Below are 19276 nucleotides of genomic sequence, written 5' to 3'. Positions count from 1 at the left end.
GCCACCGGCGCCTGGATCGAGGATCAGACCGGCACGGGCATCCTCGCGGTGAGGATCGCGGCCTGGGACGTCCACCCCAGCGACGAGTAGAGGCGCTCGCCCTCCGGGCTCGCGATGAGAAGGCCCGTCACCGCGCCACACACGACGGCCCATTCGCACAGGGAGGACATGATCACGCCGGCCAGGCCACGGCGGCGGTGAGCGGGGACCGTCTCGATGGCGTGCGCGACGGCGTCGCGATTCACCACGGCCATCACACCACGGGCGACCGCCTCGCCCGCGGGGAGTTTGACATGGGCTTCGGCCACCGATCCGGTGACGGTCGTCTCCGCCGTGTAGGGCTCCGGCGGCGTGCGCGAAGGACGGCTCCGCAGGTCGACGGTCATCAGCCGCTCCGGTGCCGCGACGAGCTCCAGCCCCGCCTTTCTCAGGGTAACCTCGATCGCCTCGGGGTTGCGCGTGGGGACGGTGAGCCACGTCGGCTTCGACGCCTCGGACACCTCGGCGACGAGCCCGCGAAGAGATTCGGCGTCGTCGTCGGCGTGGAGCGCGATGATCTCCCGGTGCCGGTTGGGCAGTCCGAGAGTGACGTGCAGCGCTCCGCGAGCCTCCTTCGCAGGATCAAGCCCCCGGCACCGGCCCCAACCCGCCTGCCAGCGACGTACCAGGCCGGGCAGCGGATGCATTTGTTGATCCATGATCCAATCGTAACTCTCTTTTTAGAGAATGTCAGTTACATGCCCGCGTCCTTCCCGTGGCTGCGGGCCCACAGGCGGGTGTCCCGGCGGTGTCCGGGCGGTGTTCGGGTGGTGTTCGGGTGGATGTCGCGCGGCAGCGGGCATGGGGGACAATCAACGCCATGCAGTTCGGCATCCTCGGGCCGTTGGACGTCCGGTCCCCCGCCGGTGAGACGATCATCGTGGGTGGGCCCCGGCCGCGCGCCCTTCTGGTGATGCTGCTGCTGAACGCGGGCCGGGTGGTCGGCATGGAGCAGCTGATCGACGGCCAGTACGGCGACGCCCCTCCTTCCGGTGCCGCCAACGCGGTGCAGGCACAGGTGTCCCGCCTCCGCCGCAACCTGCCCGCCGAGCTGATCGAACTTCACGGGGCCGGATACCGGCTCGCGATCGACCCCGACGACGTCGACGTCCACCGGTTCGAGCGGCTCGACCGCGAAGGGCGGCGGCTGCTGACTGCGGGCCACCACGCCGCCGCCGCGAGGCTGCTGCGGGAGGCGCTCGACCTGTGGCGGGGACCCGCCCTGACCGACCTGCCTTTCGGGCAGGCGCAGGTGGCCCGGCTGGAGGAGCTCCGGCTGACGGCGACGGAAGATCTCGTCGAAGCGGAGCTCGCCCTTCCCGAGGGCACGTCGGTGGCCGAGTTGCAGCGGCTGGTGGCCGCGCATCCGCTGCGGGAACGGCTCAGCGGGCAGCTGATGCGCGCCCTGCGGGCGACGGGGCGGCAGGCCGAGGCGCTGGCGGTGTTCGAGGAGACCCGGCGGCTGCTCGCCGAGGAACTCGGCGCCGACCCCTCGCCCGAGCTCGCCGCGCTCCACCTGTCCCTCCTGCGCGCCGAGCAACCGCCGCCCGCGCCACGGCAGCGGCTCGCGGCGCAGCTCACCAGCTTCGTGGGGCGTGAGCGAGAGCTCGCGCAGATCGACGCGCTGCGCGGCTCCCGGCTGATCACGATCATCGGCCCCGGCGGCACCGGCAAGACCCGGCTGGCGATCGAGGCGGCCGGACGCGCACCGCACGACGTGTGCTTCGTCGACCTCTCCCCGCTCGACGGCGGCGCCCAGGTGCCCCAGGCGGTGCTCGGCGCGCTCGGGCTGCGCGAGGCCGGGTTCCAGCCGTCACACGCGCCCGACCCCGCGCAGCGCCTGGTGGCGGCGCTCGCCGAGCAGGAGCTGCTGCTCGTTCTCGACAACTGCGAGCACGTGATCGCCGACGCCGCCACCCTGACCCGCAGGTTGCTGGGCGAATGCCCGGGGCTGAGCATCCTGGCCACCAGCAGGGAGCCCTTCGGCATCACCGGCGAGACACTGGTGCCGCTGACACCGCTCGCCGTCCCGCCACCGGACTCCGCACCGTCCGACGCGCTGGGCTATCCGTCCGTGCGGCTGTTCGCCGACCGGGCGGCGGCCGTACGGCAGGCGTTCGAGGTACGGCAGGCCAACGTCGAGACGGTCGCCCGGATCTGCGCGGCACTGGACGGGCTGCCCCTGGCCATCGAGCTGGCGACGGCGCGACTGCGGTCGTTCACCGTCGAGGAGATCGCCGCCCGCCTGGCCGAGCACGGCCGGTTCCTGCTGCTGTCGCGCGGTGACCGTACGGCGGCGGCCCGCCACCAGACGCTGCGCGCGGTGGTGGAGTGGAGCTGGGGCCTGCTCACACCGGACGAGCAGGCGCTGGCCAGGCGGTTCACCGTGTTCTCGGCGGGCGCGTCCCTGGAGGCCGTCGAGACGGTCTGCGACGTGGACGACGCCGCCGGGCTGCTGGCCGCCCTGGTGGACAAGTCGCTGGTCGAGGCCGACGGTGACCGCTACCGGATGCTCAACACGATCCTGCTGTTCTGCTCGGAGAAGCTGGCCGAGGCCGGAGAGCACGAGCTCCTGTCCGCCGCCCACGCCCGCTACTTCCTCGACCTGGCACAGCTCGCCGGCCCCCACCTCCACCGGGCCGAACAGCTCCAGTGGCTGGACCGGCTCTCCGCCGAGCACAGCAACCTGATGGCCGCGTTGCGCTGGGCCGTACGCGACGACCAGGAGACGGCGCTGCGGCTGGTCGCCGCGCTGGCGGCGTACTGGTGGCTGAGCGGGCGGCGCAGCGAGGCCGCGGAGGCCGCCGCGGAGCTCCTCCGGACGATCGCCCAGCCCGTCCCGGGACTGGAGGAGGAGTACGTGGCATGCGTGGCCTATGCCATCCCCCAGGTCCTCCCCGAACACCGGACACAGGCCGAGGCGATCATTCAGTCGTTCGACCGGCCACTGCGCAATCCCTTCGTGGCCGTCCTGTGGGGCATGATCGCCGGGCCGCCGGAGTCGGTGGAGTCGGTGGACCCCGAGCTGCGCCGGATGCTCGGCACCGATCCGTGGAACCTGGCCCTGGGACGGCTGAGCCTGGCCCTGGTGAGGTCGCTCAACGGCGAACTGGCCGAGGCGGAGCGGGAACTCGGAGAGGTGCTGCCCGACTTCCGTTCCCTGGGGGAACGCTGGGCGACGGCGCAGGCGCTCGACTGGCTCGCCCTGTTCGCGAGCTGGCGCGGGGAGTGGGCACGCGCCCGTGACCTGTGGCGGGAGGCGCTGGAACTGCTCGAAGAGCTCGGCGCCCTTGAGGAGAGGACGGAGATGCTGGGGCGCCGGGCCGAGGGGCTGGTGCGCAGGGGCGACCTCGCCGCCGCCGCCGTCGACTACCGGCACGCCGAAGAACTCGCCCACAGGGCGGGGCAGCCGGGCGCGCCCGCCGCGATCCACCTGGGGCTGGGGCAGATCGCGCGGTTCGAGGGCGACCTGGCCGAGGCCCGGCACCGGCTCCAGCTGGCGCTGTCCGCCTCGGAGACCGGGGGGTTCGGCGCCGAGGGGACGCGGGCGCGCGTGCTCACCGCGCTGGGTCGGCTGGCCGAGGCGGAGGGCGACGTCACCGAGGCCCTGCTCCGCCATCGCGAGGCGCTGGCCACCGCGAGAAGGCCGCCGCCGTCGTCGGACCTCGCCGACGCCGCCGAGGGCGAGGCCGGAGCCGCCCTGCTGGCGGGCGCGGAACAGCGGGCCGCGGGCGCGGAACAGCAGGCCGCGGGCGCGGGACAGCGGGCCGCGCTGCTGCTCGGCGCGGCGGTGGTGCTGCGCGGGACGGCCGTGACCGGAGACCGGGACGTCGCCAGGATCGCCGCGGACGCCCGGGATCTCATCGGCGTGGAGGCGTTCGCGGCGGCGTTCGCCCGGGGGGCCGCGATGAGCCGTGAAGAGGCGTTGACAGTGCTCGACGGCGAGGGCGCGTGACTGTCAGCCGGTAGTCGGCGAGCTGTCAGCGCCCCCCGCGAAGCTCGTGGACATGAAGAACGCCACGGTCCTCATCTCCGGCGCGAGCATCGCCGGCCCCGCGCTCGCCTACTGGCTGAACCGCTACGGCTGCACCGTCACCGTCGTCGAGAAGGCACCCGCCCTCCGCCCCGGTGGCCAGAACGTCGACTTCAAGGGCGCGGTCCACCTCACCGTGCTGGAGCGCATGGGAATCCTGGAGGAGGTCCGGCGGCGCCAGACCGGCGGGACCGACCAGGTCATCGTCGACGCGAACGGCACAAAGCTGGCGGTCATGCCGGGTGAGTTCACCGGCGGCGCCATCGAGATCTCCCGGGGCGACCTGGCCGCCCTGCTGTACGAGAAGACCGCGGGGAACTGCGAGTACGTCTTCGGCGACTCCATCACCTCGCTGACCGAGACGGCCGGCGGCGTGCACGTCACCTTCGAGCGCGGCGCACCGCGCACCTTCGACCTGGTGGTTGGCGCGGACGGCATCCACTCCAACGTGCGGCGGCTGGCCTTCGGCCCCGAGTCCCAGTACGTGCGGTTCCTCGGTTACCACTACGCGCTGGCCGACCTCGGCATCGACTCCGGCAGCATGATGTACAACGAGCCGGGCAGGATGGCGGCGCTCGGCGGTCCCAAGGCGCCCGCGTTCTTCGTCTTCGCCTCCGAGCAACTGGACTATGACCGATACGACGTCGAGCAGCAGAAGCGGATCCTGATCGACGCCTACCGGGGCGGGGACTGGCGCATCCCCGAACTCATGGCCAAGATGCCGAACGCGCGCGAGCTCTATCTCGACTCGATCAGCCGGGTCGAGATCGACCACTACGCCAAGGGCCGGGTGGTGTTGCTCGGCGACGCCGCCTACGGCAACACCCTGGGCGGCTTCGGCACCGGGCTGGCCCTCGTGGGCGCGTACGTGCTGGCCGGCGAGCTGGCGGCGGCCGGCGGCGACCACCGGGTGGCGTTCCGGAACTACGAGGAGGCCTTCCGCGGCTACGCCAAGGTGTCCAAGCAGGGCAACGGCGCCGGTTCCTTCCTCGCCCCGGCGACGCGGAAAGGGATCAGAATGCGGAACTGGATGTTCAAGCGCAGGCTGCTGTTCAAGGCGCTGATGAAGATGACCGACATGTTCGCCACGAACATCGAGCTCATGGACTACACGTCACTGGGCATGTCCTCCTCCACGAGATGAGGGATCGCCTCGGGATGCCGGAGCGTGCGCCGATATGGCGTCTCCTCAGACCCTGCGCCGCCTGAGGAGACGCCACCCCGCGAGGGCGAGACCGAGTGCCGCCACGGCGGCACCTCCGTAGATCCAGAACGGGCTCGGCCCGTCCCCGGCCGCATCCGGCGGAGAAGGCTTCGCGACCGCCGTCGGACGCGTGGCCGTACCGAGAGCGGCGAGAAGCTCGGCGGTGAGAGGCTCCGCGTTCTGAACCCCGTCCCCCATGCGCAAGGGGGCCTCGCCCGCTTGGACCCTCCGGTTTCCCGAGCACAGCGTGGTGCGCAGCGGAACGCCCGGGTCGATCTCGAACGTGCCGGACTCCCCCTCGGAGGCGAACACCAGATAGCGGGACCCCGTGTCGAAGTCATACCCGCAGGACGCCCCGTCGGCGTTGGTGGCGACGTCGAACTCGACGCTCGCCTTCCCCTTGTAGACCTGGTCGACGCGGAAGGTGTAGACCATCGGCGGCCGAGGCCCGGAGAGAGTGCCCTCGACCTGGCGAACGGCCACCACCGTCCCGGTGAAGACGGCGGCCGACTGCCCCACCTGGGCCTTCGGCTCAAGTCGGGCGCACGAGCAGGCGCATGCCGTACCGGGGGCGATCGCGAGGGTGGCGGCGAGAAACAGGAGAACGGCGAGAATCCGGTGCTTCATGCTCTCACCACGTATCGCTCCGAACGGCGGTTCGATCAACCAGGCGCCAACGGGAGAAGGACCGGCCCGCGACGGTGAATCCGGGCCTGGATAAGCCCGTCCGGCGCTGTTACTGTCAAGCCCGGAGCGCCGGGAAGCCTGGTCGGCAACGACATATCGGACCGGCTTCGAGGAGGTCCCATGCCAGGCGGTCCTGCCGTCCTCATCAGTGGCCTGACCAAGCGTTTCGGCACCGTCCACGCCCTGAACGGCCTCGACCTCACCGTCCAGACGGGCGAGGTGCACGGCTTCCTCGGCCCGAACGGCGCGGGCAAGACAACGGCCCTGCGCATCCTGCTCGGGTTGCTGCGCGCCGACTCCGGCCACGCCGAATTGCTCGGCGGCCGCCCGTGGGACGACGCGGTCGAGCTGCACCGGCGGCTGGCCTACGTGCCGGGCGACGTCGTGCTCTGGCCGACGCTGTCCGGTGGGGAGGCCATCGACCTGCTCGGCCGGCTGCGCGGCGGGCTCGACCCCCGGCGCCGGGCGACGCTGCTGGAGCGCTTCGACCTCGACCCGACCAAGAAGGGCCGCACCTACTCCAAGGGCAACCGGCAGAAGGTCGCCCTCATCGCCGCGCTGGCCTCCGATGTGGAACTGCTACTGCTGGACGAGCCGACATCCGGACTGGATCCGCTCATGGAGGCGGTATTTCGCGACTGCATCGCCGAGGAGCGGAGCAACGGCCGTACCGTACTGCTGTCCAGCCACATCCTGTCCGAGGTCGAGGCGCTGTGCGACCAGGTGACGATCATCCGCGAGGGCCGGGCGGTCGAGAGCGGGACGCTGGCCCAGCTGCGCCACCTGACCCGCACCTCGATCACCGCCGAGCTCGTCCGGCCGCCGGCCGGGCTGGCGGCGCTGCCGGGCGTGCACGGCCTGGCCGCCGACGGCTCGCGCGTGCGCTTCGAGGTGGACGCCGACAAGCTCGACGGCGTCCTGCGCGTGCTCACCGAGGCCGGCGTGCGTGGTCTGACCTGCCGCCCGCCCACCCTGGAAGAGCTGTTCCTACGGCACTACCAGATGGCCGAATCATGATCTCCCTTACCGGGGCCGGCACGCTGATCCGGCTCGCCCTGCGCCGCGACCGCCTCCTGCTGCCGATCTGGATCGCCACCGTCACCGGGATCGTGACCGTCACCGCCTCGGCGATCGCCGAGCTGTACCCGGACATGGAGCAGCGGCTCGCGCTTGGTGTCACCATCGGCGCCAACTCCGCGTTGCGGGCGCTCACCGGCCCGGTCTTCGACCCGGCCTCGGTCGGCGGCCTGACCGCCTGGCGCGTGACCACCATCGCCGCCGTCCTCGCGAGCCTCATGAGCATCCTGGTCGTGACCAGGCACACCCGCGCCGAGGAGGAGACCGGCCGCGCCGAGCTGATCGGCGCCGGGGCGGTCGGCCGCCACGCGCTCCCGGTGGCGGCCGTGGCCGTGGTGGGCGGGGCGAACCTCGGCATCGCCCTGCTCGTCACGCTCAGCCTGGCCGGGCAGGGACTTCCCGCCTCCGGCGCGCTCGCCTTCGGCCTCGCGGTCGCCGGGACGGGCTGGGTGTTCACCGGGGTCGCGGCGCTGGCCGCGCAGCTGACCGAGAACGCCCGCACGGCCAACGCCGTCGCCTCGGCCGCGCTCGGCCTGTCCTTCCTGCTGCGGGCGGCGGGCGACTCGACCGACAACGCCGCGCTGTCCTGGATGTCTCCCCTGGGCTGGGCCCAGCGGGTGCGGGCCTTCGCCGGCGAACGCTGGTGGCTGCTCGGCCTGTTCGCCCTGGCCGGGCTGGGTCTGGTGATCGCCGCCGACCTGATGGCCAGGCGCCGCGACGTGGGCGCGGGGCTGCTGCCGCCCCGGCGCGGTCCCGCGACCGCCGCCCGGCACCTGGGCAGCCCGCTGGCGCTGGCCTGGCGGCTGCACCGCGGCACGCTGCTCGGCTGGACCGTCGGCTTCGCCGTCGTGGGAACGGTGTTCGGCTCGCTGGCGGCGAGCGTGGGCGACCTCGTGGGCGACAATCCGCAGCTCGCCGACCTGATGGCCAGGCTCGGCGGCGAAGGTGCGATCGTCGACGCCTTCCTGTCCACCGAGATGGGCCTGCTCGGCCTGGTCGCCGGCGGCTACGCCGTACAGGCGACGCTGCGCCTGCGCGCCGAGGAGACCGCACTCCGCGCCGAACCGATTCTGGCGACGGCGGTTCTCCGCCGTCGATGGCTGGCCGGCCACCTGGTGTGGGCGCTGGGCGGCGCCACGGTGATCCTCACGGCGGCGGGCCTGGCCGCCGGTCTCGCCCACGGGCTGCGCGTCGGCGACCCCACCCAGGTCGTGCGTGTTCTCGGCTCGGCCATGGTCCAGGCGCCGGCGGTGTGGGTGCTGGCCGGCATCACGACGCTGCTGTTCGGGCTGCTGCCCAGGCTGACCGCCCTCGCGTGGGCGGCCCTGGTGGCGTTCGTCCTGCTCGGCCAGCTCGGCGAACTACTCCGGATCGACGAGCGCATCCGCGACCTCTCGCCTTTCGCCCACCTGCCGCGGGTCCCCGGCGGGGAGGTGACCGCGGCGCCCCTCCTCTGGCTGGCCGGCGTCACCGTGGCGCTGGTCCTGGCCGGGATCGCCGGATTCCAGCGACGTGACCTGGCCGGCGGCTGACGAACGTCCGGCCGCGGACGTGCCCGCTTCCCTGGCGGGAGTTCCGACGACGAGACAGGCGTGTGCCCGCTTCGGGCCCCGGCCGTGCTCCCACGGGTGTTTCCACCGGTCAGGACACCATGGACGGCACGGCGGTCCATGTGTCGCAGGCGGTGGGAGAGACCGCGTGGTAACCGCGATTGAACCAGCGGACCCGGTTGGCGCCGGTGCCGTGGGTGCGGTACTCGCCGTCGTCACCGCTGGCGCGAAGCATGTCGGACAGCGCCTCCCAGTCCTGCCCGGTGCGTGGCAGGGAGCGTTGCACGCTGCCCAGGAACACGCCCGACAGGCAGTCCGCCTGAAGCTCGTAGCGGCGGCCGAACTCGGCCTGGCGGGCCCGATCGGAGCGGGCACGAGCCTCGTAGTCGTCTCTGACGCCGGTGAGGCTCTGCAGGTGGTGGCCGTATTCGTGGGCCGCCACCTTGAGGGGGTACAGGTCGGTCCGGTCCTCGATCCAGTTGCCCGTGAGCGGGAACACCAAGGTGGCCTGCTCCGTGCAGTAGAAGGCCGCGGCGTTGGCGGGCCAGCGGACTCCGCACACGCGCTGCGCGGGCTCCTCGTAGAAGCGGACCGCGGGTGCGCGGAACCTCAGCCCGGCGCGAGCGAAGTGGGCGGACCATGATTTGTTCAGACATTTCATGGCCGCCGTCAGATATTCACGCGTCCGAGGCATGCCTCCGTCGATGATCGGCGGCTCCGGGCACGACGTGACCGCCAGCTTCCCCGTCTTCAGCAGCGGGCTCTTGGGCGAGGCGGACGGGGCGGATGGGGCAGGCGAGGCGAACGGGGCGGATGGGGCAGGCGAGGCGGACGGGGCGGCCCATGCGGCTCCCGATGACAGGACCGTCAGGCACACGGTCGCCAGGGTCGCCATAAGGGCCCGTCGCGGGAGGGCAGCCGAGCGTCGGAGAAGCGGGGAGCCGGCACCGGGCGGGAGGAAGCGCACGATCAGACAGCTTAGGACTCCTGGCGCGTCCAGCCGAGGCGACGCCGCACAGCGCGTGAGAACCGCCCTCCGTACCCATCGCCGGCGAAGGGCGGACGGCATGGCCGGGCAGTTCATAATCACTTGTCTCCGCACTTTCCGGTCAAAACGTCAAGCTTTCTTCGGCCCTGTCAAAACCTGTAGGTCACCCCGTATGGCCAGGTCGTCTCCGGGCACATACGCGCTACGTCTGGCACGGCTTCCGGTTCTCCGTACACAGGCCGGGTGCACGCGCGGGAGCCCGGGGCCTGCCCCGGCAAGGCGTGACGGGATTCGAGGATCCGGAAAGGGAACGACGCCCATGTTCATCAACCGACCCGTCACGCACGGGCTCGCGCTGGCCGTCACGGCGGGAGCCGGCGCGCTCGTGTTGCTCACCGCCTGCGGAAACGGCGACGGCGCCATGGCCGGGCTCGTCGACACGCCCAGCAGCTCGGCCACCTCCCCGAGCCGGCAGGCGGACACGTCCTTCAGCGACATCGACGTCATGTTCGCGCGGATGATGATCGAGCACCACAAGCAGGCCGTGGAGATGGCCGAGCTGGCCGAGACGCGCGCCAGGAGTCCGGAGGTCAAGGATCTGGCAGCCAGGATCAAGGCCGCCCAGGAGCCGGAGATCGCCACCATGACGGGCTGGCTGTCGGAGTGGGGTGAGCCCTCGGCGTCCTCCGGAGGAGAGGGGCACGGCATGTCCCCGGGAATGAAGGGCCACGGCGTGCCCGGGATGATGAGCGATGAGGACATGGAGGAGCTTGAGGCGGCCACGGGCGCGGAGTTCGACCGCATGTTCCTGCGGATGATGATCGCCCACCATGGGGGGGCGATCGAGATGTCGAAGATGGAGCAGGCGCAGGGAGCCACTTCTCGGGCGAAGGAACTCGCCGGGACCATCGAGAACGCCCAGCAGGCGGAGATCCAGGAGATGCAGAAGCTCCTCGACCGGCTCTAGATCGCGTGATGGCCGAGTTCGAGGGCGAAGCCGTGGGCCGATGAGGAGGTAGATCTTTTGTCCTTTATGTGGTGATTTATTTACCTTTGCGAGATTTTACTACTACATTCCACCGTAATGACCGGCGACCTGCCTTCACCCGGAAGGCAGCCGGTCTGCCGCTGAATCCCACGCGTGACGGAGACGGCTCCGTCACGGGAACCGGGGACCCATATGCGAGACCGAAGACTCTCCCGTCTCGCCCGGGGTGAATCCGCCGCGCACGCGGCGGTAGGGCAACTCCTGGCCCGAACCCGTCAGCTAACCCGGTAAGCGGTCAAGGAGAGGAGAGACGGGTGGAGCACCCCACTCGCCCCATCGGACGCCGCGCTTGCGGCAGTACCCCATCGGATGGCGGGCCGTGAGAGACCTCCGGTCCGGGACAGCCTGACCGGACCCACGACGTGATCCCCCACCGCGCCGGCCACGGACCCGAGCCGTCGGCCGTCCCCTCGCGCGGTCGCTCCGTCCGATAGCTCCGTCCGATAGAGGAAGACCCCCATCCCCGTGCGTTCCATCCCCGAGGGGCTGCTTGAGGCTGCCCGAAAAGCTCTCGGCTATCGCGAGAAGAACAACGGCTCCACCAAGTTCGGCCGCTGGTACTACACCAACGTCGACACCAGCACGCCGTCCTTCAAAACCGCACCGTGGTGCGACATGTTCGTCACCTGGGCCGCCCACCAGGCAGGCATTCAGGACTACGTCGGAGAGTTCGCCTACACCGTCGACCACGCGAAGTGGTTCCGGAGGCATGACGCCTGGAGCGACAAGCCCGAGCCGGGTGCCCTGGTGTTCTACGACTGGTCGGGCTCCAAGAACATCAATGGCATCGACCACGTCGGCATCGTGGAAAGAGTCAACGGCAGAAAGATCAAAACCATTGAGGCCAACGTCGACGGCGTATGGCTCAAGCGAAAGGTGCGGGATCAGAGCAAGGTCGTGGGCTACGGCCTTCCCCGCAAGGTCTGGAAGGCGAAGGACGGGCAACGCAAGGTCTGGGAGGTGAAGAACGCACCTCAGGAGATCCGGGAGATGGAGAACGACCTTCAGGAGATCCAGGACACGGATAACACACCTCAGGAGACCTGGGAGGTGGAAAACGCACCCCAGGAGGCCCAGGAGGCGAGGGACGGGGATCAGGCCGTCGCCGGCCTCCCGAAGCCGAACGATCCGGCGAAACCGCAGGCCATGGCGGCGGGATCCGACGCCGCGCCGACCGTGCGGGCTTTCGCGAGCACGAGCGGCGCGCTCAGTGGATCCGACTTCGGCGATCTGCCTGTCATGCAGGAGACCACGGTTTCCGCGGTGGCTGTGACGGCATTGCTCTGCGTCGTTTTTCTCGTCAGGTGGACCAGAGGCAGGACGTCGTCCGCCGGTCCGGCCACGGGACGGCACCGCCAGGCCGCGTTCGGCCTGCCGGCCTGATGACGCCGGTCCTTCTCGGACCGCGACGGCCGTCCATGGTGGAGTCGCGCCCCCAGCGGGCGCGAATCTCCATGGTCAGGCAAAAAGACCCCTCCGCTCGTTTCGATCCGTGGGCGTGGGGAGGTAACCGGTAAGGACAGCGGCCGGTGGTGAGGGAACCCTCGGTGAATACCAGTGATCACAATGTGGACGAGGACGGGTTTGACGCCCTCCTCTCGCGGTGTCGAGCGGATGCCGACCTGCGAACCGCGACGATGAAGAGCCGGCCATGACATCACAGTGGCAACACCCGCCGATGTTCCGCGTCTCATCACACCAGTGCGACGGAGTGACCGTCATCTCCGTCAGCGGCGAACTCGACCTGATCACCGCGCCGACGCTGCGCAAGCACCTGCGCGCGGCGGCTCTGCCTCCCGCCACGCCGGTGCTGATCGTGGACATGTCGGAGGTCTCCTTCTGCGACTCGGTCGGGATGAGCGAGCTGGTTCTGGCGTTGCACCGCAGCCAGACCGACGGGGTACGGCTGATGCTCAGCGGCGTTCACGGGAACCTGGAACGGCTGCTGTATCGCACCGGACTGCACAACGCCTTCGAACAGCACACCAGCCGCGATGAGGCCCTGCGCCAGGCGGGCACCGAAGCCGGCCGGTGATCCCACCGGAACCGGCGAGTTCCGCCGTGTGGCGCCGTGCTCAGGAGGCCGGGGTTCTTCCCTTCGACGCGGCCCGGTGGCGCAGGCTGTCCTGGGCGGCGACGTATTTGAGCATGAGGCGGGCGAGTTCCAGACGGTCCTGCTCGGACCAGTCCGCGGTGATGTGCTCGTAGGTCGCGCGCTGGTGGCGGCGGAAGCGCGCCATCAGGTCGGTGCCGCCTGGGCTGAGGTGGAGGACCGTACGGCGCCCGTCCTCCTGGGAGGCGGCGCGGACCAGGTAGCCGGCGGAGATGCAGTCGCTGACCATGCGGCTGGCCACCGAGGGGTCCACGCCGAGGTGCTCGGCGATCGCGCCGACGGTCATCTCGCGCCCACCGTCCTGCTCGGCCTCCAAGACGATGTTCAGCACCAGGGTCCGGCTCAGGTCCTTGGCGGAGATGGGGCTCTCCACCTCCAGCAGGGAGGAACGGCGTAGCTTCCCGAACGCCGGCCCGACCGCGTTCAGCAGCTCATCGGCTGTTTTCGGCTCCTTCGTCGTCATGCGCACATGCTACATCCACCACATCACACATACATGTGTTGACATGAAAACGTGTGCATGTAAGCATGCATATGTCCTCACCGACGAAAGGAACTGAACGTGACCATCCTCATCACCGGCGCCCGCGGCAAGGTCGGCCAGGCGATCATCAAGCGCCTGCACACCGCCGGCCACAGCGTCCGCGCCGCCAGCAACAACCCCGCCGAGCTGACCGTCCCGGACGGCGTCGAGGTCGCCGAGCTGGGCCTGTCCCGGCCCGAAACCTTCGAAGCCGCACTACGGGACGTCCGCCAGGTGTTCCTCTATCCCGAGCCGAGCGGCATCCATGACCTGATCAAGGCCGCCGAGGCCGCCGGCGTCGAGCACGTCGTCCTGCTGTCGTCGTCCTCGGTCCTGGCCCCCGGCGCCGAGAGCGACCCGCTCGCCGGCCACAGCCTCCAGGTCGAGCGCGCGCTGGCCGGCTCCGAGCTCACCCGCACGTTCCTGCGCCCGGACGCCTTCGCCAGCAACGCGCTCGGCTGGGCCTACTTCATCGGGCAGGGAATGCCCATTCAGCTCGCCTACCCCGACGCCCACATCGCGCCCATCCACACCGACGACATCGCCGACATCGCCGTCGAGGCCCTCACCGGCGACTCACTGACCGGCCGCGAGATCACCCTCACCGGAGCGCGGTCGCTCACCTTCCGCGAGCAGCTCGTCATCCTGTCCGACGTCCTCGGCCGCGACATCCCCGTCGAGCAGATCACCCGCACCGAAGCCGAACAGCAGATGAGCCAGTACATGCCGGCTCCGATGGTCGGCTCGCTGCTCGACCTGTGGGCGGCCGCTTCCGCCGGCCCCGCCGTCATCGCCGACACCACCGAGACCCTCCTCGGCACGCCCGCCCGCGACTTCGAGCAGTGGGCCCGCGAGAACGCCGCGGCCTTCACCCAGCATTGATCCGGACGGGCCGCACAGCCCGTCCCTTTCCCCCTAGGCATCTCCATGACCACCGTTTCGCCCCCGGCCGGACCGCAGACCACCGGCCGCCGCCGGTGGGCCGTCCTCGCCGTCGTCCTCTTCGCCTCGATCCTCGACCTGCTGGACGCGACGATCACCAACATCGCAGCCCCGACCATCGCCGCCGACCTGCACGGCGGGGACGCCCTCGTCCAGTGGCTCGGCGCCGGCTACGCCCTGGCCATGGGCGTCCTGCTGGTGGTCGGCGGACGGCTCGGCGACAAGTACGGCCGCCGCCGCCTGTTCCTGACCGGGATCACCGGATTCACACTCATGTCCATCGGCTGCGGCCTGGCCTTCGACCCCACGTCCGTCGTCGTCTTCCGGCTGCTCCAGGGGGCCTTCGGCGCCCTGCTGATCCCGCAGGGGTTCGGCATCCTCGGCGCGGTGTTCCCGCGTGACGAGATCGGCAAGGCCTTCGGCGTGTTCGTCCCCGCCCTGGGCCTGTCCGCGATCAGCGGCCCGGTCCTGGCCGGGTTCCTCATCAACGCCGACCTGTTCGGCCTCGGCTGGCGCCCCATGTTTCTGATCAACATTGTGCTCGGCGGCCTCGCGATCGGCATGGCCGTCCGGCTCCTGCCCCGCGACACCGGCGACCGGACGGTCACCGTCGACGGTCCCGGCTCAGGCCTCCTCGCCGTCACGATGCTCGGCCTGCTGTACGGGCTGATCGACGGCTCCAGCCACGGCTGGACGATCGCCCCGATCCTGTCCCTGATCCTGGGCGTCGTCTTCTTCGGCCTTTTCTGCCGCCGTCAGCGCACCGCACCGAACCCGCTCATCGAGCCGTCGCTGCTGAAGAACCGCGGCTTCACCTCCGGCCTGATCCTCGGGCTCGTCTTCTACGCCGCGGTCTCGGGGCTGCTCTTCATCCTCTCTCTCTTCGTGCAGGACGTCCTGCGCCACACACCGGGTCAGGCGTCCCTGGATCTCGCGCCCATCGCGGCCGGCATCATCGTCGCCTCGATCGCCGCGCACAACCTTCTCGCCCGCCTGGGACGCACCCTCATCATGATCGGCCTGGCTCTCGTCCTGGCCGGTACGGCCTCGCTGCTCATCCTGGTCCACGCCCAGGGCGCCGCCCTGACCACCTGGGCGCTCATCGTCCCGGTGTTCGTCTCCGGCCTCGGCCTCGGCGCCTGCTTCGGCAGCGTCTACCAGGTCACCCTCGGCGACATCGACCCGAAGGAGTCCGGCAGCGCCAGCGGCTCGCTCTCCGCGGTCCAGCAGCTGGCCAACAGCATCGGCGCCGCCGCCATCACCACCGTCTACTTCCACTCCTCCCACGGCACGGAGCGGAGCCTGGCGGTCGTCACCGCCCTCGCTCTTGCCTGCTGCGCTCTCGTCCGGCTTCTGCCGCGCAAGGCGCAGTCCAACCACCACTGAGCACCCTCAGGAGCAGCCATGAACACCGCCAAGCCCATCGGCTACTGGCTCAACCGCACCGACAAGGCCCTCACCGGCTACATGAACTCGATGCTGGGCGAGTTCGGCCTCACCCGGATCGCCTGGCAGGTCCTCAACGTCGTCGAGGAAACCCCCCAGGCCACCGACGCCGACGTCCTGGCCGTCCTCGGAGCGAACGCCGACGCGCCCACCCTGACCGCCGCCATCGACACCGTACTCGCCGGCGGCTGGGTGTCCCGCCCCGAACCGGCCCTGCTCGCCCTGACCGACGACGGCAGAGCCCGCCTCGCCACGGTCGCCGAACGCGTCGACGCCTTCCGCGACCTGTCGATGCGCGGCATCTCCCTCCAGGAGTACCAGACGGCCGTCAGTGTCCTTGAGCGCATGACCCACAACCTCTCCGAGTGACCCGTGTGGCGGCGGGATGCCGCCACACGGTGCCGATCAGCCGCTCTCCGCGCTGGTCAGGCGCTCTCTGCGGCCTTCTTGAGGTGTTCGAGCCAGGCCGCCAGCGAGCCGTCGAGCGCGACCCGCAGGCCCTCGACGTCGGCGCGGACCGGGTCGCCGTCCCACGACTCCTCGGTGCGCACGTGCACCGCACCGTCTTCCTCGTCGAACGTCCACTGGTGGATGCCCGTGATGCCGTGCGCGGGGCCGCCCCAGAGGATGCGGGAGGGAGCCTCGACCGCGTAGACGGTGGAGGCGATGTCCAGCCCGGCGGTGTGCCAGTGGAAGACCGCTCCCGGCACCAGGGGCCCATCGGCGCGGGCGGCGGTGATGTCCGGCTGCCACGACGGCCAGGACGACACGTCGGTGTGCAGGTCCCAGACTCTCCCCAGCGGCGCGTTGACCATGATGCCGCGACGTACGACGACGGCCGCTTCGGTGTCGATTCCAGTGATCATCAGAACTCCTCCGTGTCGGGGATCCAGTGGCCGTGAATGCCCGCGGGAACCCGGCGGGGCAGCTCGACGACGGCGACCGGGTCACGGCGGATGTCGCTCGCGTCGAGGACGAGCAGCTGGGAGGCGTCGGCTTTGAGGTCGCTGACGATGGTGAGCAGGTATCCGTCGTCCTCGTTGACGGCACCGGCGGCGGGGACGAAGACCGCCTCGCCGGGCATGCGGTCCTCACCGTGGCGAAGCAGCTGCTGCCGTCCGGTGGCGGTGTCGAACTTGATGGTCGCGTATCCGGAAAGGCCCGCGCCGGGGAAGGCGACGGCGTAGCTGTAGCGGTTGACCAGACCGGTGTGGGCGTCGTTGATCGAGGGGAACTCGGTGGCCAGGTCGTCGAGGGGCTCGTCGGTGGCCTTGCCGGTGGCCGGGTCGAGGACCCAGCGGTGGAAGGTCGATCCGGCGTCGGGGCTGGTGCCGTAGCCGGGCGCGCCGACCCACCACTTCCACGAGTTCTCCCAGGAGGCGCGGTCGTAGCGAGGGCCTTCGAGCACCACGCGCCCCTGCGGATCGACGTAGGAGTTGGTGACGTGAAGCAGCGCCGCCTGCTCCACCTCGAACCAGGTGACCTTGGCCGGCCCGGTGCGCGGCATCACGCCGATCCGGAACGGGACGTCGTCGTGCCAGCGGTAGGGGATTCCGGAGTGCTCGGCGTGGTCGAACACCACGGGAGAGTTGAGGAAGACCACGTGCTGCTCGGTGATGGCGAAGTCGTGCATGAGCGACGGCCCCGAGCCGTCGATGATCTCCGTGCGGATGATCTCACCCGAGGCGGCGGCGACGTAGTAGGTCAGGTACGGCGGGAACGGGCTGTAGCTGAAGAAGTGCAGCTCCCCGGTGACCGGGTCCTCCTTGGGGTGGGCGGTCATCGCGCTGGTCAGCTTGCCGCCGAAGTCGTAGACGCCGATCGTGTCGAGCTCGGCGCTGACCTCCCAGGGCAGGTTGGCCTCCTGCAGCGCCAGGTAGCGGCCACCGTGAAAGATGATGTTGGTGGCCGCGGCGCTGACCTCCAGCTCCGTCCCGGTGAACGGCACACCGTCCAGGAACGGGGTGCGCACCCAGCGGTTGCGGTACCACTCGGCGCGGCCCTGGGTCAGGCGCACACCGTGGATCATGCCCGCGCCCCTGAACCAGTGGGTGGGGGTGATGCCCGGCTTGGGATTGTGACCGTTGCGGAAGTAGCGCCCGTTCAGCTCCTGCGGCAGCGTGCCATGGACGGTCAGCTCATGTGCGGTGATCTCGTCGGTGACGGGTGTGAAATGGCCGGTGATATACGGCACGGGCAGATCACTCACGGATCATGTCCTTTCGGTTTCTGACAGTGACAACGGAGAGCAGTGCGGTCAGCAGGGCGAGTACGGCGGAGGCCAGGAAGGCTCCGCCGTACCCGCTCGTGACGGAGACGACGGTCAGGACGGCCAGCCCGATCGCGCCCCCGATCTGGCGGGTGGCGTTGATCAGGCCGCCGGCCAGGCCGCTGTCCTCGGCCGGGACACCGGCCGAGGACAGGGTGGTGAGCTGGACGAAGGCCACCCCCAGGCCGGCGCCGACCAGCAGCGAGGGGCCGAGCAGGTCGATGAGGAAGGTGCCGTTCTCGGGGGCCGGGGACAGCCAGGCGAGCCCGGCTGCCAGCACCAGCAGGCCGCCGGCCAGCAGGGTCCGGGCGGACATCCGCCTGGCCAGCCGTGGTGTGCTCCAGGAGGAGATGGTGATCATCAAGGCGAGTGGCAGCTGGGTCAGGCCCGCTTCCATCGGCGTGTATCCGAGAACCCGCTGCTGGTAGAGCGGCAGGAAGAAGAACAACCCGAGCCAGACCGCGCCGAGCACCGCCATCAGCGCGTTGGCCGCGGCCACCGAGCCCACCGCGAAGATCCGCGCGGGCACCAGCGGGTCGGCTGCCCGCCGCTGAAGAACCACGAAGGCGCCGAGAAGCACCGGCCCGGCGCCCAGCGCGGCCCAGGAGGTGAGCGTGCCCAGGCCGGACAGGCCGTAGGTGAGGGCGACCAGGCCACCCGTCACCATGAGCGCCCCCGGCACGTCCAGGCGGCCGCCGCGCGGCCGGTCGGCGGCGACCAGCAGCCAGGTGGCCGCCATCACGGCCACCGTGAAGGGGATCATGACGAGGAACACCGACCGCCAGCCGTACGCGTTCCCGAGCATGCCGCCCAGCAGCACGCCCGCCGCGCCGCCCGCACCGGAGACCGCGCCCCAGACACCCAGCGCGGTCCCGCGCCCCTGTCCGGCAGGGAACAAGGTCAGCACCAGGGCCAGGGCGGTCGGCGCCAGCAACGCCGCGCCCACGCCCTGGGCGGCCCTGGCCGCGATCAGCACCCCTGCCCCGTTCGCCAGGGCGGCGCCCAGCGAGGAGATCGCGAACAGGCCCGCACCGATCAGGAAGACGCGGCGCAGGCCGTACACGTCGCCGGATCGGCCACCGAGCAGCAACAGCGCGCCGAAGACCAGTACGTAGGCGTTGACCACCCAGGACAGCCCCGCGGGAGACAGCCCCAGGCCCGCGCGGATCTCCGGGAGCGCGACGTTCACGATCGAGGTGCTCAGCACGACGAGGAACTGGGCGGTCGCCAGGACCGCCAGCGGCAGCCAGGGGCCGGACCGCGGGGCCGGCCGTTCGAGGTGGAGACTGTTCACGCCGATCACGTTCGCATCGGCGCGTCGACGCTCGCGTCGGTAGAAATCGCCTATCCCGCCCAG

At 70.6% G+C, this 19276-nt stretch carries 17 protein-coding genes and 1 riboswitch; of the genes, 10 read left to right on the top strand and 7 right to left on the bottom strand.

All coding sequences use genetic code 11. The annotated features are described in order from the left end of the window. Nucleotides 1-23: 23 nt before the first annotated feature. Complete coding sequence (locus ACFY2X_RS04670; RefSeq protein ID WP_389932174.1) at nt 24-698, bottom strand: GNAT family N-acetyltransferase; 675 nt, start codon at nt 696-698, stop codon at nt 24-26. 161 nt (nt 699-859) lie between these two features. Between ACFY2X_RS04670 and ACFY2X_RS04665 the strand changes: the two genes are divergently transcribed. Both ACFY2X_RS04665 and ACFY2X_RS04660 read left to right on the top strand, forming a co-directional pair. Then, nucleotides 860-3994, top strand: a complete 3135-nt coding sequence (locus ACFY2X_RS04665; RefSeq protein ID WP_389932171.1) for a BTAD domain-containing putative transcriptional regulator — start codon at nt 860-862, stop codon at nt 3992-3994. A gap of 52 nt (nt 3995-4046) precedes the next feature. Then, nucleotides 4047-5216, top strand: coding sequence for an FAD-dependent monooxygenase (locus tag ACFY2X_RS04660; protein WP_389932168.1), 1170 nt, complete (start codon nt 4047-4049; stop codon nt 5214-5216). Nucleotides 5217-5261: 45 nt separating this feature from the next. On the opposite strand, the gene ACFY2X_RS04655 is transcribed toward ACFY2X_RS04660, so the two are convergent. Beyond that, nucleotides 5262-5903, bottom strand: a complete 642-nt coding sequence (locus tag ACFY2X_RS04655; RefSeq protein ID WP_389932165.1) for a hypothetical protein — start codon at nt 5901-5903, stop codon at nt 5262-5264. Between the two features lie 180 nt (nt 5904-6083). On the opposite strand from ACFY2X_RS04655, the gene ACFY2X_RS04650 reads away from it, so the two are divergent. Next, the gene (locus tag ACFY2X_RS04650) at nt 6084-6980 is read left to right on the top strand and encodes an ATP-binding cassette domain-containing protein (protein WP_389932162.1); all 897 of its coding nucleotides are present in this window, start codon (nt 6084-6086) and stop codon (nt 6978-6980) included. Then, nucleotides 6977-8572 (top strand): ABC transporter permease, encoded by a 1596-nt coding sequence (locus tag ACFY2X_RS04645; protein WP_389932159.1) that lies wholly within the window; start codon nt 6977-6979, stop codon nt 8570-8572. Before ACFY2X_RS04650 ends, ACFY2X_RS04645 begins: the two co-directional genes overlap by 4 nt. A gap of 109 nt (nt 8573-8681) precedes the next feature. Here ACFY2X_RS04645 and ACFY2X_RS04640 read toward each other — a convergent pair whose 3' ends face one another. Then, nucleotides 8682-9284 carry a neutral zinc metallopeptidase gene (locus tag ACFY2X_RS04640; RefSeq protein WP_389932156.1) on the bottom strand — a complete coding sequence of 201 codons (603 nt, stop codon included), beginning with the start codon at nt 9282-9284 and terminating at the stop codon, nt 8682-8684. A 613-nt stretch (nt 9285-9897) separates the two neighbouring features. Between ACFY2X_RS04640 and ACFY2X_RS04635 the strand changes: the two genes are divergently transcribed. From ACFY2X_RS04635 to ACFY2X_RS04625, 3 genes are all read left to right on the top strand, one after another. Then, the gene (locus ACFY2X_RS04635) at nt 9898-10545 is read left to right on the top strand and encodes a DUF305 domain-containing protein (protein ID WP_389932152.1); all 648 of its coding nucleotides are present in this window, start codon (nt 9898-9900) and stop codon (nt 10543-10545) included. A gap of 149 nt (nt 10546-10694) precedes the next feature. Then, nucleotides 10695-10876: riboswitch (cyclic di-AMP (ydaO/yuaA leader) on the top strand. A 215-nt stretch (nt 10877-11091) separates the two neighbouring features. Then, complete coding sequence (locus tag ACFY2X_RS04630; protein WP_389932149.1) at nt 11092-12009, top strand: CHAP domain-containing protein; 918 nt, start codon at nt 11092-11094, stop codon at nt 12007-12009. Between the two features lie 268 nt (nt 12010-12277). Next, nucleotides 12278-12661: an STAS domain-containing protein gene (locus ACFY2X_RS04625; protein WP_389932145.1), complete on the top strand. Its 384-nt coding sequence runs from the start codon at nt 12278-12280 to the stop codon at nt 12659-12661. 40 nt (nt 12662-12701) lie between these two features. Here ACFY2X_RS04625 and ACFY2X_RS04620 read toward each other — a convergent pair whose 3' ends face one another. Continuing rightward, nucleotides 12702-13202, bottom strand: coding sequence for a MarR family winged helix-turn-helix transcriptional regulator (locus ACFY2X_RS04620; RefSeq protein ID WP_389932143.1), 501 nt, complete (start codon nt 13200-13202; stop codon nt 12702-12704). Between the two features lie 99 nt (nt 13203-13301). On the opposite strand from ACFY2X_RS04620, the gene ACFY2X_RS04615 reads away from it, so the two are divergent. The 3 genes from ACFY2X_RS04615 to ACFY2X_RS04605 are packed head-to-tail and all read left to right on the top strand — an operon-like array spanning nt 13302 to nt 16019. Beyond that, nucleotides 13302-14144 (top strand): NAD(P)H-binding protein, encoded by an 843-nt coding sequence (locus tag ACFY2X_RS04615; protein ID WP_389932141.1) that lies wholly within the window; start codon nt 13302-13304, stop codon nt 14142-14144. A 45-nt stretch (nt 14145-14189) separates the two neighbouring features. Further along, a complete protein-coding gene (locus ACFY2X_RS04610) occupies nt 14190-15590 on the top strand; it encodes an MFS transporter (protein WP_389932139.1) in 1401 nt (466 codons plus the stop codon). Nucleotides 15591-15608: 18 nt separating this feature from the next. Continuing rightward, a complete protein-coding gene (locus ACFY2X_RS04605) occupies nt 15609-16019 on the top strand; it encodes a MarR family winged helix-turn-helix transcriptional regulator (RefSeq protein WP_389932137.1) in 411 nt (136 codons plus the stop codon). A 56-nt stretch (nt 16020-16075) separates the two neighbouring features. On the opposite strand, the gene ACFY2X_RS04600 is transcribed toward ACFY2X_RS04605, so the two are convergent. Genes ACFY2X_RS04600 through ACFY2X_RS04590 form a run of 3 tightly spaced genes read right to left on the bottom strand, consistent with a single transcriptional unit; the run spans nt 16076 to nt 19213 of the window. Then, nucleotides 16076-16516 (bottom strand): SRPBCC family protein, encoded by a 441-nt coding sequence (locus ACFY2X_RS04600; RefSeq protein ID WP_389932135.1) that lies wholly within the window; start codon nt 16514-16516, stop codon nt 16076-16078. Continuing rightward, complete coding sequence (locus ACFY2X_RS04595; RefSeq protein WP_389932133.1) at nt 16516-17859, bottom strand: carotenoid oxygenase family protein; 1344 nt, start codon at nt 17857-17859, stop codon at nt 16516-16518. Before ACFY2X_RS04595 ends, ACFY2X_RS04600 begins: the two co-directional genes overlap by 1 nt. Next, on the bottom strand, nt 17852-19213 hold the full coding sequence (locus tag ACFY2X_RS04590; RefSeq protein WP_389932131.1) for an MFS transporter: 1362 nt from the start codon (nt 19211-19213) through the stop codon (nt 17852-17854). The genes ACFY2X_RS04595 and ACFY2X_RS04590 overlap by 8 nt, the downstream gene beginning before the upstream one ends. Nucleotides 19214-19276: the final 63 nt, after the last annotated feature.

This window comes from Streptosporangium sp. NPDC000396 (genome assembly GCF_042898655.1).
Classification (GTDB): Bacteria; Actinomycetota; Actinomycetes; order Streptosporangiales; family Streptosporangiaceae; genus Streptosporangium.
This window is presented reverse-complemented; position numbering and strand designations above follow the sequence as displayed.